The following is a 13,856-nucleotide window of genomic DNA, read 5'->3' as shown; positions in this document are numbered from 1 at the left end:
AAGTCCCCACAACGACGGCGAAGCCGCACAAAAACAGCGATGGCGAGGCCGGTTCGCGCTGTCCGCGAACACGCCTCGCCATCGACATCGTGCGCCGCCAGGGACTCGAACCCCGGACCCGCTGATTAAGAGTCAGCTGCTCTAACCAACTGAGCTAGCGGCGCATGACTCTCGCCGACCGTTTGATCTGTGTCTCGCGGGCGGCGACGGAGAAAATACTACCTGGTCCCCAGGGGTGCTCCGGACCAGCGGCCGGTGCCGTCCGGAGTGCCCCTGGAGCGCCTGGACCGACTAGATCGCCAGGGACAGCAGCAGGGGCGCCGCGCTCCGGTTCAGCGTGTCGGCGGCCTGGCGGAGCCGGTGGGCGTGCTCGACCGGGAGGGAGAGGGCGAGGCAGCCGACCGCGGAGCCGGCGCTGATCGGGACGGCCGCGCAGACGGTGCCGACCGCGTACTCCTGGAGGTCGAGATGGGGCACGGTGGGCGGCTGGGTCTCCAGACGGGACAGCAGAAGCTTGTCGCTGGTGATGGTGCGCGAGGTGAGGCGGGCCATCTTGTGGCGGGAGAGGTGGTCGCGCCTGCTGTTGTGGTCGAGCTGGCCCAGCAGGCTCTTGCCGATGGCGGTCGCGTGCGCCGAGACGCGGAAGTCGACCCACTCGTTGACCACCGGGGTCGTCGGCCCGTCGGCGTACTGGGAGATCCTGACCTCGCCGTCGACATACCGGCTGAGGTACACGGCGGCGCCCACCGAGTCGCGCAGCCGGTCCAGGGTGCGCTGGAGCTTCTCGCGCAGGGCCTGCTCACGGCCCTGCGCGGAGCCGAGTCGGGTGAGGGCGTCGCCCGTGATGTACGCCCCGTCGGTGATCTGTTCGACGTAGCCCTCGCGGCGCAGCATCCTCAGGAGGGTGGTCAGCCGCTCCGGGGTGAGGCCGGTGAGCCGGGCGAGGTCGGTGTCGGTGACTCCGGTGGTGTGCCGCGCCACGGTCTCCAGGACGCGGAGGGCGTCCTGGGCCGAGTGGTACGGCGCGGTCGGCTCGTGCTTCAGCGCCACGGTGTCCCCCTGCGCTCGCTCGGTCGCACTGCTGCTGGCACTACTACTGGGCCGTAATCCGGACAGCGAATCCCTTCCACGATAACGGTCAAGAGGCTGGTTGTGAGCGGCTGTTGACGAGATTCCGACCCCGGACCACCGCTCTCAACAGGGGCGCAGGCGCGCTGGCATATGCCAGCGCCCTGACCCGGTGCTTGGACCTCGAAGGTTGAACCGCGTTCAACTCCTGGCGTCAGAGCACCGCGCTGAGAAATTCTCGCGTCCGGTCGTTCTCCGGCTCGCTGAAGATCTTCTCCGGCGGCCCCGACTCGATGACCCGGCCGGAGTCGAACATCAGCACCTGGTCCGAGATGTCCCGGGCGAAGTTCATCTCGTGGGTCACACAGAGCATCGTGATGTCGGTGGTGCGCGCGATGTCGCGCAGCACGTCGAGGACGCCGGCGACCAGCTCCGGGTCGAGCGCGGAGGTCACCTCGTCCAGGAGCAGCACCTGCGGCCGCATCGCCAGCGCCCTGGCGATCGCCACCCGCTGCTGCTGGCCGCCGGAGAGCTGCGTCGGGCGGGAGCCGGCCTTGTCGGCGAGGCCGACCAGGTCCAGCAGCCCGCGCGCCCGCTCCTCCGCCTCGTCCTTGGACAGGCCGAGAACGGTGACCGGGGCCTCGGTGATGTTCCGCAGGACGGTCATGTTCGGGAACAGGTTGAACTGCTGGAAGACCATCCCGATGTTCTTGCGGACCTCGCGGATCTGCTTCTCGGGGGCCGGGAAGAGCTGCATCCCGTCGACGGTGATCGTGCCCTCCTCCGGCTTGGTCAGCGTCATCAGCAGCCGCAGGATCGTCGTCTTGCCGGAGCCGGACGGGCCGATCAGGGTGACGTGCTTGCCGGAGTTCACGGAGAAGTCGAGCTGGTCGAGGACCGTGTTCGAGCCGAAGCGCTTGGTGACGTGGTCGAAGCGGATCAGTTCGCTGCCGTCCACCGGCCGGTTGCCGCTCGCGTCGGGTTCTTTCGTCAAAGGGGTGTCAGCGGACAAGGCGTCGCTCCAGGGCTCGTACGAGAAGGGAGGCCGGATAGGCGATGAAGATGAAGGCCACCCCGATCACCGTCAGGGGCTCGGTGAACTGGAAGTGCTCCTGGGAGAACAGCCGCGCCTGGCCGAGCATCTCCATGACCGTGATCGTCATCAGGATCGGGGTGTCCTTGAGCATCGCGATGACGTAGTTGCCGAGGGCCGGGACGACCCGGCGGATCGCCTGCGGCAGGATCACCGCGGTCCAGGTGCGCCGCACCGGCAGGTTCAGCGCGGTCGCCGCCTCCCACTGGCCGGCCGGGACCGCCTCGATGCCGGCGCGGTAGACCTGCATCGTGTACGTCGAGTAGTGCAGTCCGATCGCGCAGATGCCCGTGGTCAGCGCCGACCACGTCAGGCCCCACTCGGGCAGCACGTAGAAGAAGAAGAAAAGCTGCACCAGCAGCGGGGTGTTGCGGATGAACTCCGTGACCACACCGACCGGCCAGCGCACCCAGCGCGACGGCGTGCGCATCAGCAGCGCCCACACCAGCCCCAGCACGAACGAGATCAGCGAGCCGATGGCGAGGATCTGCAGGGTGACCAGCAGACCGTCCCAGAACTTCGGCATGAAGTCGGCGACAGCGCTCCAGTCCCATTTCATCCGAGAGCACCTCCCGCGCCCACGCCGGTCGTCTCAGGACGACGCAGCTCCTGCTCGGGCGTGCGCCCGACCGACTTGCCCAGGCCTGCCTTGAGCCTGCGCTCCAGTCCGCGCATTCCCCGCGTGAGCAGGAAGGCGATGACGAAGTAGATCAGCAGGACGTACGTGTAGATCTCCGCGCTCTGCTGCAGCGCCAGGCGCACCAGGTTGGCGCTGAAGGCCAGGTCGCCCATGCCCATGACGGACACCAGCGCGGTGCCCTTGAGCAGCTCGATCAGCAGGTTGGAAAACGGCGGGATCATCTCCGGCACCGCCTGCGGCAGCAGGATCAGCCGCATCCGCTGCCAGGGGGTGAAGCTGAGGGCGACGCCGCCCTCGCGCTGCGCCGGGTCGACCGAGTTCAGCGCGCCGCGCACGATCTCGGCGCCGTACGCGCCGTAGGTCAGTCCGAGCGCGAGCGTGCCCGCCCACAGGGGCACCAGCTGCCAGCCGAACGCGATCGGCAGCACGAAGAACACCCAGAAGATCATGATCAGGGCGGAGGTCCCGCGGAACACCTCGGTGTAGAAGCCCGCGAGGAAGCGGACGATCCACAGCCGGTGAGTGCGGGCCACGCCGACTCCGAAGGCGACCGCCGCGGCCACCAGTCCGCTGAGGACGAGGAGTTGGAGGGTGATCCAGATCCCTTTGAGTACGAGTTCCCAGAGTCCCGAGGTCATCCGCCGCAGAGCTCCTTCGCGGTCAGATCCGTCATCTCGGCCTTGGTGAAGCCGAACGGCCGCAGCACGCGGAACAGTTCGCCGCTCTTCTTGAGCTTGTGCAGCTCGGTGTTGAAGGCGTCGCGCAGCTTCGTCTCGGTCGGCCGGAAGGCGAAGGCGCCCCCGTCGACATGGGGCTTGCCCTTGACGAGCGGCGCGAAGGCCCTGGTCGCCTCGGCCTTGGAGGAGTTCTTGACGACTTCCCGGGCGGTGAGCGCCGTACCGGCGAAGACGTCGACGCGTCCGGCCTCGACGGCGTTCAGTCCGGCGACCTGGTCCGGAACGACCAGGATGTCGCTCTCCTTGTACCCCGCCTCGACGGCGTACTGGATCTCCGCATAGCCGGTCCCCGTCGCGAACTTGGCCTTCTTCGCGACGATGTCCTTGTAGGTGTGCAGGCCCTTCGGATTGCCCTTGCGGACGATGAAGGAATCGAGCATCTGGTAGTCCGGGTCGGCGAAGATGACCTGCGCGCAACGCTCGGGATTGACGTACATCCCGGCCGCCACGACATCGAACTGCTGCGAGTTCAGGCCCGGTATCAGGGAGCCGAACTCCGTGGGCACGGGCTGCACCCTGTCCACGCCGAGCCGTTTGAAGACGACCTTGGCCAATTCCGGTGCCTCGCCGGTCAGATCGCCGTTCTTGTCGATGTAGCCGAACGGGATCTCACCCGCGATGCCCAGCCGTACGACGCCTGACGCCCTGAGCCGGTCGAGGAGATCACCGCCTTTCGTCGTCGAAGCGGTGGCCACCCGGCTGCATCCCGCGGCGCCCAGCGCACCGAGCGCCGCCACCCCCGCGAGCAGCGATCGGCGGCTGGGTCCGGGTGACCCGGGTGTGTGTCTGTCGTTCCCAAAAGGTGGAGCCATGGCGGCGCGGCTACCCGAGAGCATGCGATGTATGCACCATGGGATGCATGGCTGACCGCTACATCGAAGTCTCGCTGGTCAAACGTGGAATCACCTGCACGGCAAAACTGCTGGACGACCGCGCCCCGCTCACCTGCGCGGCCGTGTGGGATGCCCTTCCACTGGGCAGCGACGTCTATCACGCGAAATACGCCCGAAATGAGATCTATGCCCTTTTCTCTCCTTTCGCGACATCAGAGCCACCCCTGGAAAATCCGACAGTGACCCCGATTCCCGGAGATCTCTGCTATTTCTCCTTCGCGGGATCGGAACTCGGCACCAAGGCATACGGCTACGACCGCGAGGTCCGCGCCGGCACGACGCTCGTCGACCTGGCCCTCTTCTACGAGCGCAACAACCTCCTCCTGAACGCCGACGTGGGCTGGGTACCCGGCATCGTCTGGGGCCAGATCGTCGAAGGGCTCGAGGAGATGGCCGAGGGATGCAACGACCTGTGGCGGTCAGGGGCGGCAGGGGAGACGCTCAGCTTCCGCCGGAAGTGACAGGGGAGGCGATCCCCGCCTCGTAGAGCGCGTGCGCCGCCCGCAGCACCAGGTCGTCCCGGTGCCGGGCGGCCACGAGCTGCAGACCGATCGGCAGACCGTCCCCGTCGCGTCCGACCGGGACGGTCGCCGCCGGCTGCTGGGTCATGTTGAACGGGTACGTGAACGGGGTCCAGCCCGTCCAGCGCCGGTGACCGGAGCCCTTCGGCACCTCCGCGCCCGCCTCGAACGCCGTGATCGGCAGCGTCGGCGTGACGAGAAGGTCGTAGGACTCGTGGAAGTGGCCCATACGGCGGCCGAGTTCCATGCGGACGTCCACCGCGGCCAGGTAGTCCAGCGCGCTCAGGCGCGCGCCGGCCGCGCAGATCTCCCGCAGCCCGGGATCGAGCAACTTCCGCTGCTCCGGCCCGAGTTGCTGGGTCACCCGGGCCGCCCCGGAGAACCACAGGGCGTGGAAGGCGTCCACCGGGTCGGTGAAGTCGGGGTCGGTCTCCGTGACGTACGCGCCGAGCTCCGCGAGCCGCTCCACCGCCTGACGCACCGCGGCGGCGACCGCGGGGTGCACCGCCACCTGTCCGCCGAGGGACGGCGAGTAGGCGACCCGCAGGCCCCGCACCCCGCCCGACAGCCCGGCGACGAAGGACCCGGGCGCGGCCGGCAGCGCCGACCAGTCGCGGTCGTCAGGCGCCCCGATCACATCGAGGAGCAGCGCCGCGTCCGCCGCGTCCCGGGTCATCGGGCCCACATGCGCCAGCGTGCCGAAGGCGCTCGCCGGATAGAGCGGCACGCGCCCGTACGTCGGCTTCAGCGCGAAGATCCCGCAGAAGGCCGCCGGGATGCGGACGCTGCCGCCGCCGTCCGTGCCCAGGGCGAGCGGACCCGCGCCGAGCGCCACGGCCGCGGCCGCACCGCCGCTGGAGCCGCCCGAAGTGCGGGTGAGGTCGTGCGGGTTGCGTGTCAGACCGGACTGCGGCGAGTCCGTCACGCCCTTCCAGCCGAACTCCGGTGTCGTGGTCTTGCCGAGAAACACGGCGCCGTGCTCACGCAGCCGGGCGACCGAGGGGGCGTCCTCGTCCCAGCGGCCGTTCTCCGGGATCGTCCTGGAGCCCTTGAGCGTGGGCGCGCCGCGCAGCAGCAGGATGTCCTTGACCGTCGTCGGGACCCCGTCCACGAGCCCCTTCGGTTCGCCGCGCCGCCAGCGCTCCGTCGACTCACGGGCCTGCGCGAGCGCCTCGTCGGCCGGCAGGCGCACGAACGCGTTCACCTCCGGCTGGATCCGCTCGGCCCGGTCCAGCGCGGCCCGCGTGACCTCCTGGGGACTGAACTCGCCCTTGCGATAGCCCTCGACGAGTCGTGCGGCGGTCAGCTCGGTGAGGCCGGGGTCCGTCATCTGCCCTCCATCGCTTGAACGGTTCAGCGTCCTGGTACGTACCCACGCTTTTTGTCGACCACGTTCAGAAGCGGTCTGCCCGCTGCCCAGCGCTCGTACAACTCCACGAACTGGGTACCGAGCTGATCGCGCCAGCCGATCGTGTCGCCGCTCATGTGCGGGGACACGATCAGGCCCGGCACGTCCCACAACGGGCTGTCCGGGGTGAGGGGTTCGTGCTCGAAGACGTCCAGGGCGGCACCTGCGATCCACCGCCTGGCCAGCGCCTGGGCGAGCGCGTCCTCGACGACCAGCCCACCGCGCCCGATGTTGATGAAGCGGGCCGACGGCTGCATCACGCCGAACCGGCGCGCGTCGAACATGCCGTACGTCTGCTCGGTCAGCGGGGCCGCGGCGATCACCCAGTCGGCGCGGGCGATCAGCCGGTCGAGGTCGTCGGGGCCGTGGATGCCGGTGTGCGGAGTGCGTCCGACGAGTGCCGTCGTCACGTCGAGCGCCTTGAGCGTGCGGGCGATGGTCCGGCCGATGGGCCCGGATCCGACGACACACGCACGTGTGCCCGCGACCCGCTGGGTCTCGCGGTGCCGCCAGGTCCGCTCCCGCTGCAGCTCCCAGGTTCCCGGCAGGTCCTTGGCCATGGTGAGGACGAGGGCGGCGACGTACTCGGCGATGGGCTGGTCGAAGACGCCGCGGGCGTTGGTCACCACCGTGTCGGACGCGGCGAGTTCGGGGCACATCAGGTGGTCCACGCCCGCGCTCGCCGTATGCACCCAGCGCGGCCGCGGACCTGCGCCCGGCCAGGCGGAACGCACGGCCCGCGAGGTGAAGTCCCAGACCAGGAGCACGTCCGCGTGCGGCAGACGTTCGGCGAGGCTCGCCTCGTCGGTGTGCTCGATCAGGGCGCGGCCGGTAAGCCGGCCGAGGCGGGGCGGGGGGTCGGCATCCAGGACGAGAAGGGTGGGGGCGGGGTCGCTCATACGGATATTTTCTCCGGGGGCCGGCTGTCCTGGAAGGCTCCGCACCGTCCGTGACGTGGGTGGATGCGGGCGTTGACGGGGGCGCAACGCGGGCGTAACACATGCTTCGACATGCGCGGATTGACCACGCTCGCACCAGAACCTACCTTCGTCAACACGGGCGTGATGACGGTCCGTTGCCCACCCCTTTCTCGCTGTGAGGACGGTGCCTGTATGGAGGTGTCGTTTCTGGGCGGACCCCGCCCGCAACGCGGTGTCGGTGTCGTCGCCCCTTTTGATTTCGCCCTGGACCGCGAGCTGTGGCGCTGGGTTCCGGACGAGGTCTCACTGCATCTGACGCGCACGCCGTTCGTGCCGGTCGAGGTGAGTCTCGACCTCGCCCGTCTGGTGAGCGAGCACGAGACGCTCGACAACGCGGTCCGCACCCTGACCGCGATCACCCCGGAAGTCGTCGCGTACGCCTGCACGTCCGGCAGCTTCGTCGCCGGGATCGCCGGGGAGCGGGCGATGTGCGCGGCGATGACACGCGCCGGCGAGGTCCCGTCGGTCACCACCTCGGGCGCACTCCTTGAGGCCCTGGTGGCGCTCGACGCGCGGCGCGTGGCACTGGTGACCCCGTACACCGTCTCGGTGACACGCGCACTGGAGGAGTACGTCGCCGAGGCGGGCGTCGCGGTCACCGGATGCGCGTACATGGGCCTGACCCGGCACATCTGGAAGGTGCCGTACCGCGATGTGGTCGACATGGCCCACCAGGCGGTACAGGGTGACGCCGACGTGCTGTTCATCAGCTGTACCAACCTTCCGACGTACGACGTCATCCCCCAGCTGGAGGCCGAACTGCGCATCCCGGTGATCTCGGCCAACCAGGTGACGATGTGGGCGGCGCTGTCCCGGCTGGGTACCCGGGCGGTGGGGCCGTATCAGGCGCTGATCGATCCGGCGGCGCGCTCCGGCCCCGTACTGCCGGAACTTCCGGACGGTGAACAGCAGCAGGAAGGCAGGCCATGACCGCACTCGGATTCCTCTACCCGGGCCACTCCGCGGAGGACGACTACCCACGCATCGAGCAGCTGCTGGGCAGCGACATCCGGCTGGACGTCGTGCACACCGACATCGGCGAGGACGCGCACCGGGTGGACGCCCTGCTGGAGATGGGCTCGGCCGAGCGGCTCGCGGCGGGAGTCGCGGACCTGCGCATGGCGGGCGTCGAGTCCGTGGTGTGGGCCTGCACCAGCGGAAGCTTCGTCTACGGCCGGGAGGGCGCCCAGGAGCAGGTGCGCTCCCTTGCCCTTACGGCAGGGCTGCCGGCGTCCTCGACGTCCTTCGCCTTCGCCCACGCGCTGCAGGAACTGGGTGTGCGGCGGGTGGCGGTCGGCGCGACCTACCCCGACGACGTGGCCGGGCTGTTCGCGGAATTCCTGCGGGCGGGCGGCGCGGAGGTGATCTCCGTGCGGGGTGCCGGGATCATCACGGCGGCGGAGGTCGGCACCTGGGACGAGGCGGAGGTGTTCCTGCTGGCGCGGGACGCCGACCACCCCGACGCGGACGCCCTCCTCCTGCCGGACACCGCCCTGCACACGGCGGCGCACATCCCGGCCCTGGAGAAGGAACTGGGCAAGCCGGTCCTCACGGCCAACCAGGTCACGGTGTGGGAGGCGCTGCGGCTCGTGGACCGGAGGGTGAACGCGCCGGTCCTGGGCTCGTTGTTCAGCCGGGAACCCCTCGTACAGGTCTGAGGCCGGTCGCCGTCTCCGGCCCCGGGGAATAAAGCGGAGAGTGCCTCCTGTTTGTGCGTGACGGACAGCGCACGGCCGAAAACAGGAGGCACCCACGGTGACGGCAGACGAGAACGCGGCGGCGGACGGGATCCGGGCAACCGCACAGGGCACCGCCCCCGTACCCCTGTCCGTACTGGACCTGGTGACCGTCGGCGCGGGCCGCACGGCCACCGATGCCCTCCGCACCAGCGTCACCCTGTCCCGCCTCGCGGAGAGCCGAGGCTTCCACCGGTACTGGGTCGCCGAGCACCACTCCATGCCGGGGGTCGCCTCCTCGTCCCCCGCCGTGATCCTCGCCCACCTCGCCGCCCACACCGACCGCATCCGGCTCGGCTCCGGCGGCGTCATGCTCCCCAACCACGCGCCCCTGGTCATCGCCGAGCAGTTCGGCACGCTGGAGGCCATGGCGCCCGGCCGCATCGACCTCGGCCTCGGCCGCGCCCCCGGCACGGACGGCGCCACCGCGGCGGCCCTGCGCCGCACCGAGCGCCTGAACGAGGGCGCCGACGACTTCCCCGAGCAGCTCGCCGAGCTCACCCGCTTCCTGGACGACGACTTCCCCGACGGGCACCCCTACCGCCGTATCCACGCGGTACCCGGCCCGATCCAGGCGACCTCGCCCGGCGGCGTCCAGTCCGCGCACCGCCCGCCGGTCTGGCTGCTCGGCTCCTCCGGCTTCAGCGCCCGCCTGGCAGGCGTCCTCGGCCTGCCCTTCGCCTTCGCGCACCACTTCTCGGCGCAGAACACGGTCCCGGCGCTGGACCTCTACCGGGAGTCCTTCCGGCCCTCCGCCGTCCTGGACGCCCCCTACGCCCTCATCGGCGTCTCCGCCCTCGCCGCCGACGAGGAGCAGGAGGCCCGCCGCCAGGTCCTGGCCGCCGCGCTCAACATGGTCCGGCTGCGCACCGGACGGCCCGGTCTCGTCCCCACCCCCGAGGAGGCCGAGGCATACGAATTCAGCCAGATGGAGCGGGAGTTCATCGCCTCCTGGAACTCCAACGTCATCCACGGCACCGCCGACGAGGTCCGCGCGGGCCTCGACGACCTCCACAAGCGCACCGGCGCCGACGAGTTGATGATCACCGCCAACGCCCACAGCGGGGATGTGCGACTGCGCTCGTACGAACTCCTCGCGGACGCCTACGGGTTGCCGACCACCTGATCCCCGGCACGCGGGCTCTGGGCCCTGTCGGTCCCGGGGCCGAGCAGCTCGGAGATACGGTCCGGCGACACCGGCCGTGAGTACAGCCAGCCCTGGCCGGTGTCGCAGCCGATCCGCCGCAGCCGGGAGGCCTGGGCGGAGGTCTCCACGCACTCCGCGGTAACGGTCAGGCCGAGCCGGTGGGCGAGCTGGATCATCGCCTCGACCACCACCTCGTCGGCCGGGTTCGGCGGAACGGCCCCTTCCTTGTCGCTCTCGTACTGGAAGCCGCGCACGAAGGACCCGTCCAGCTTCAGCACCGACACCGGAAGCCGGCTGAGATACGCCAGGTTCGAGTAGCCCGTGCCGAAGTCGTCGATCGCGATGCCGACACCCATCTCGCTGAGGGCCTGCAGGACCTGCAGCGGGCGCCCCGAGGAACCCATCACCGCCGACTCCGTGAGCTCCAGCTGCAGCAGATGGGGGGCGAGGCCCGTCTCGGCGAGGGTCTCGGCCACGTCCGCCACCAGATCCGAGTCCCAGACCTGACGCACCGCCACGTTGACGCTCACGAACAGCGGCGGCTCGTCCGGGTGCTCCAGCTGCCAGCGGCGCGCCTGGCGGCAGGCCGTGACGAGGACCCAGCGGCCCAGCGGGACGATCGAACCGTCCTCCTCCGCCAGTCCGATGAACCGATTCGGCGTCAGGACACCGAACTGCGGGTGGTTCCAGCGCACCAGTGCCTCGACACCCCGCAGCCGGCCGTTGTCCATGCCCACCAACGGCTGGTATTCGAGGACGAATTCGCCGCGCTCGATGGCCGGGCGAAGGGTGGAGGCGAGGGCCTGACGGGTCATGCGGTGCGCGTTGCGCTCGGGGTCGAAGAGCGTCCAGCGGGCCTTTCCGTCGGCCTTCGCCCAGTAGAGGGTGGTGTCGGCCGCCTGCATCAGGGCGGTGGGGGAGGTGCCGGCCGCCTGCCGCTCCACGACGCCGATCGAGGCCGACACCGACACCCGCCGGCCGGCGAGATCGAAGGGTGCCTGGATCGCCTCCAGCACCGACTCGGCCAGCTCGGCCAGTTGGTCCGTGCCCGTGGAATCCTCCACGAGCAGTGCGAACTCGTCGCCGCCCAGTCTCGCCACCAGCGGCGCGCTGGCTCTGGCGTAACCCGCCTCGTCGGCGCAGCGCGTGAGACGTTCGGCCACGGCGGCCAGCAGCCGGTCGCCGACCCGGTGGCCGAGGGTGTCGTTGACGGCCTTGAAGCCGTCCAGGTCGAGATAGCACAGGCCGATCCGGCCGGTGCCGTTCTCCTCGTACGACTCCGCCTCCAGCGCGGCCGTCAGGCGCTCGAAGAAGAGGGTGCGGTTGGGCAGCCGGGTCACCGGGTCGTGCATCTGCAAGTGCCGTAGCCGGCCCTGGAGTTCGCGATGGGCGCTGATGTCCGTGACGGACATCAGGAGCCCCTCGTCGTGGGTAGTCAGGGGCGAGACCGTGACCTGGACCCAGGCCGACTGGCCGTCGGGGTGCTTCAGACGGCGTGTGCAGCGCAGTCTGGCCTCGCGCCCGCGCAGCATCTCGCGGTACGCGTGCCAGGTGCGGGCGTCGGACGCCAGGTCCATCAGATCGGCGGCGATCCGGCCGACCAGGGCGTCCGGGGGGCTGCCGAGCAGGGCGCCGAACCCGTCGTTGACGCTGACCACCAGGCCCTCGCGGTCGATGACCGCCATGGCCAGGGGGGCAGCTGTGAAGACCGAGTGGTACGCCGACGGCTCCGTACGAGTCGTCAGCGGCTCGGTACGAGGAGACGCACAGGCGTCACTCTCTGTTACGGCGCCTCGGTCGAGGTCTGCCGTGGGCGCCGGCCCTTCGGACGTTCCGCTCACCGCTCGCTCCCGCAGTGCACTCGATCTCTGTCCGTGCAGGAAAGTGTGCCGATCATAGAGGCAGACCCAAGGGCCTTCCAGCCACTGTCCAGTGTCCCGGATCGAGCGGCACTTCTGACAGATCGTTTCTGCCCGCAGCTGGACGGGTTCTTGGGGCTGCCGATCGCTTGTGACGTTCCGTGAGCGTTTCGGGGGTGTCGGCTCTGGCGGTCCTTAGGCTGCCTCACTCGTCTGGGGCAGGCGAACAGGACGTAGTACTACAAATGCACACAGGCTGGGTGCGGTGTCCCATGTACCGCTCCCGGAGGTCCCTGTGCTGCAACCGTCTCCCCTCAAGGGATTCAGGGGTCCCCGACTGCGCAGCACCGCCGCCGTGTTCACCACCTTGTCGGCCGTCGCCGCGACCTCGCTGGTGACCGGGCCCTCGGTGGCCGAACCGTTCTCGTCGGTGCCGTGCGCGCTGCAGCGCACGGGCGTCCATCACTCGGAAGGCCTCGACACCTGGAACGCCGCGTACCCGCGGCCGACCCGCACGCTGAACGCGGTGATGGTCTTCCTGTCCTTCCCGGACTCGGTCCCGCGGACCACGCCCGCCCAGCTGGCCGCCGACCACTTCCCGGCCACCAGCCGCTTCTTCGAACGCGCCTCCTACGGAAAGTTCACCCTCCACGCGCATCCGCTGCGGCACTGGATCCGGATGCCGAAGCCGTCGACGGCGTACGCCATACAGCGCGACTGGAGCGCCGACCGCCGTGCCGCGTACTTGCAGGACGCGCTGGCCGTCGCCGACCCGCAGGTCGACTTCTCCCGCTACGACGTCGTGTACTTCGTGGCCGACCCGGACGCGCCCGGCGTGGACTCGGACGCGACGAAGGTCGTCAACCTGGACACCCCGTTGCGCGCCGACGGCAAGGACCTCCGGCGGGTCGTCACCGTGTTCGAGAAGCATCCGCCTGACCGGCTCGTGCTGGCCCACGAGACCGGGCACGTCTTCGACCTGCCGGATCTGTACCACCGGCCCGACGACGGCAAGGGCGACTGGGACACGTACGTCGGCGACTGGGACCTGATGGGCAGCCAGTTCGGACTGGCCCCCGATCTGTTCGGCTGGCACAAGTGGAAGCTGGGGTGGCTGGCGCCGCGGCAGGTGGTGTGCGTGCGGGAGTCGGGCGTCACGCGGTTGACGCTGGAGCCGCTGGGTGCCGCGCCGGCGGTTTTGGAGAAGGGGGTGGCGGGGCCGCCGGCCCCCGGGCCCGGGCAGGACGTGAAGCTGGGTGTGGTGCGCACCGGCCGAGACAGCGTGATCGCCTTCGAGGCGCGCGGACCGGTCGGCAACGACACGGGGTCCTGTCGGGCCGGGATTCTCGTCTACAGGGTGCACGGCGGCGCACAGTCGGGCGACGGCCCGATCGAGGTGCTGGACGCCCACCCGCACACCGAGGCCTGCTGGGAGAACTCCGTCTACCCACCCCTCGCCGACGCCCCGATCGGCCTGGGCGAGACCTTCACGGTCCCGGGCGAGAACCTCCAGGTGCAGGCGGAGGCCCGAACGGCCACGGGCGCCTGGAGAGTCAAGATCACCGCAGACAGCCAGTAGCCCACCGCACGACCTCACTCTTCGGCCGGCGGCCACGGTGCCCAAGGCGGGTCGACCTCCACGGCAAGCGGGAGCCCACGTCCACAGCCGGCGCAGGCGGGTCACGACGGGCCCGCGTCCAGGGTGTGCGGGCCCGCAGCCGAGACGCGTCTCCGCGTTCATGGTGGGTGCGGGTCCGTGGCCGCGACGGGTCCG

The 13,856-nt window shown here is 70.1% G+C and carries 13 protein-coding genes and 1 tRNA gene; 5 read left to right on the top strand and 9 right to left on the bottom strand.

The genetic code is table 11. The annotated features are described in order from the left end of the window. Positions 1–90: 90 nt before the first annotated feature. The 6 genes from OOK07_RS15795 to ehuB form a co-directional block, all read right to left on the bottom strand. Positions 91–164, bottom strand: a tRNA-Lys gene (locus OOK07_RS15795). 127 nt (positions 165–291) lie between these two features. After that, positions 292–1,050, bottom strand: a complete 759-nt coding sequence (locus OOK07_RS15790) for an IclR family transcriptional regulator (RefSeq protein WP_266680722.1) — start codon at positions 1,048–1,050, stop codon at positions 292–294. A 232-nt stretch (positions 1,051–1,282) separates the two neighbouring features. Beyond that, on the bottom strand, positions 1,283–2,080 hold the full coding sequence (gene ehuA, locus OOK07_RS15785; RefSeq protein ID WP_266680720.1) for an ectoine/hydroxyectoine ABC transporter ATP-binding protein EhuA: 798 nt from the start codon (positions 2,078–2,080) through the stop codon (positions 1,283–1,285). Then, positions 2,070–2,720 carry an ectoine/hydroxyectoine ABC transporter permease subunit EhuD gene (gene ehuD, locus OOK07_RS15780; RefSeq protein WP_266680718.1) on the bottom strand — a complete coding sequence of 217 codons (651 nt, stop codon included), beginning with the start codon at positions 2,718–2,720 and terminating at the stop codon, positions 2,070–2,072. The genes ehuA and ehuD overlap by 11 nt, the downstream gene beginning before the upstream one ends. Further along, positions 2,717–3,439: an ectoine/hydroxyectoine ABC transporter permease subunit EhuC gene (ehuC, locus tag OOK07_RS15775; RefSeq protein WP_266680716.1), complete on the bottom strand. Its 723-nt coding sequence runs from the start codon at positions 3,437–3,439 to the stop codon at positions 2,717–2,719. Before ehuC ends, ehuD begins: the two co-directional genes overlap by 4 nt. Further along, positions 3,436–4,350, bottom strand: coding sequence for an ectoine/hydroxyectoine ABC transporter substrate-binding protein EhuB (gene ehuB, locus OOK07_RS15770; protein ID WP_266797046.1), 915 nt, complete (start codon positions 4,348–4,350; stop codon positions 3,436–3,438). The genes ehuC and ehuB overlap by 4 nt, the downstream gene beginning before the upstream one ends. 47 nt (positions 4,351–4,397) lie before the next feature. Here ehuB and OOK07_RS15765 point away from each other — a divergent pair, with 47 nt between their 5' ends. Next, complete coding sequence (locus tag OOK07_RS15765; RefSeq protein ID WP_266584298.1) at positions 4,398–4,892, top strand: DUF3830 family protein; 495 nt, start codon at positions 4,398–4,400, stop codon at positions 4,890–4,892. Here the strand turns inward: OOK07_RS15765 and OOK07_RS15760 are convergent. Both OOK07_RS15760 and OOK07_RS15755 read right to left on the bottom strand, forming a co-directional pair. After that, positions 4,873–6,282 carry an amidase gene (locus OOK07_RS15760; RefSeq protein ID WP_266797044.1) on the bottom strand — a complete coding sequence of 470 codons (1,410 nt, stop codon included), beginning with the start codon at positions 6,280–6,282 and terminating at the stop codon, positions 4,873–4,875. The two genes, OOK07_RS15765 and OOK07_RS15760, sit on opposite strands and share 20 nt — an antisense overlap. 23 nt (positions 6,283–6,305) lie before the next feature. Further along, positions 6,306–7,259, bottom strand: coding sequence for a D-2-hydroxyacid dehydrogenase (locus OOK07_RS15755; protein WP_266680710.1), 954 nt, complete (start codon positions 7,257–7,259; stop codon positions 6,306–6,308). A 213-nt stretch (positions 7,260–7,472) separates the two neighbouring features. On the opposite strand from OOK07_RS15755, the gene OOK07_RS15750 reads away from it, so the two are divergent. The 3 genes from OOK07_RS15750 (at position 7,473) to OOK07_RS15740 (ending at position 10,202) form a co-directional block, all read left to right on the top strand. Then, positions 7,473–8,270, top strand: a complete 798-nt coding sequence (locus OOK07_RS15750) for a maleate cis-trans isomerase family protein (RefSeq protein WP_266797042.1) — start codon at positions 7,473–7,475, stop codon at positions 8,268–8,270. Continuing rightward, a complete protein-coding gene (locus tag OOK07_RS15745) occupies positions 8,267–8,998 on the top strand; it encodes a maleate cis-trans isomerase family protein (RefSeq protein ID WP_266680706.1) in 732 nt (243 codons plus the stop codon). The genes OOK07_RS15750 and OOK07_RS15745 overlap by 4 nt, the downstream gene beginning before the upstream one ends. Before the next feature lie 97 nt (positions 8,999–9,095). Next, positions 9,096–10,202, top strand: coding sequence for an LLM class flavin-dependent oxidoreductase (locus OOK07_RS15740; protein WP_266680700.1), 1,107 nt, complete (start codon positions 9,096–9,098; stop codon positions 10,200–10,202). On the opposite strand, the gene OOK07_RS15735 is transcribed toward OOK07_RS15740, so the two are convergent. Further along, positions 10,181–12,064, bottom strand: coding sequence for a putative bifunctional diguanylate cyclase/phosphodiesterase (locus OOK07_RS15735; RefSeq protein WP_266797040.1), 1,884 nt, complete (start codon positions 12,062–12,064; stop codon positions 10,181–10,183). The two genes, OOK07_RS15740 and OOK07_RS15735, sit on opposite strands and share 22 nt — an antisense overlap. A 283-nt stretch (positions 12,065–12,347) precedes the next feature. On the opposite strand from OOK07_RS15735, the gene OOK07_RS15730 reads away from it, so the two are divergent. Continuing rightward, complete coding sequence (locus tag OOK07_RS15730; protein ID WP_406311772.1) at positions 12,348–13,661, top strand: M6 family metalloprotease domain-containing protein; 1,314 nt, start codon at positions 12,348–12,350, stop codon at positions 13,659–13,661. The last annotated feature ends 195 nt before the right edge of the window (positions 13,662–13,856 follow it).

This window comes from Streptomyces sp. NBC_00078, from assembly GCF_026343335.1.
In the GTDB taxonomy this organism is placed as follows: domain Bacteria; phylum Actinomycetota; class Actinomycetes; order Streptomycetales; family Streptomycetaceae; genus Streptomyces.
Note: the sequence above shows the minus strand (reverse complement) of the source record. Positions and strands in the feature narration are given on the sequence as shown.

Coding starts and splice junctions, on each gene's coding strand:
- OOK07_RS15745 (WP_266680706.1), top strand. CDS start 8,267: ATGACCGCACTCGGATTCCTCTACCCGGGCCACTCCGCGGAGGACGAC.
- OOK07_RS15755 (WP_266680710.1), bottom strand. CDS start 7,259: ATGAGCGACCCCGCCCCCACCCTTCTCGTCCTGGATGCCGACCCCCCG.
- OOK07_RS15765 (WP_266584298.1), top strand. CDS start 4,398: ATGGCTGACCGCTACATCGAAGTCTCGCTGGTCAAACGTGGAATCACC.
- ehuD (WP_266680718.1), bottom strand. CDS start 2,720: ATGAAATGGGACTGGAGCGCTGTCGCCGACTTCATGCCGAAGTTCTGG.
- OOK07_RS15750 (WP_266797042.1), top strand. CDS start 7,473: ATGGAGGTGTCGTTTCTGGGCGGACCCCGCCCGCAACGCGGTGTCGGT.
- ehuB (WP_266797046.1), bottom strand. CDS start 4,350: ATGGCTCCACCTTTTGGGAACGACAGACACACACCCGGGTCACCCGGA.
- ehuC (WP_266680716.1), bottom strand. CDS start 3,439: ATGACCTCGGGACTCTGGGAACTCGTACTCAAAGGGATCTGGATCACC.
- OOK07_RS15760 (WP_266797044.1), bottom strand. CDS start 6,282: ATGACGGACCCCGGCCTCACCGAGCTGACCGCCGCACGACTCGTCGAG.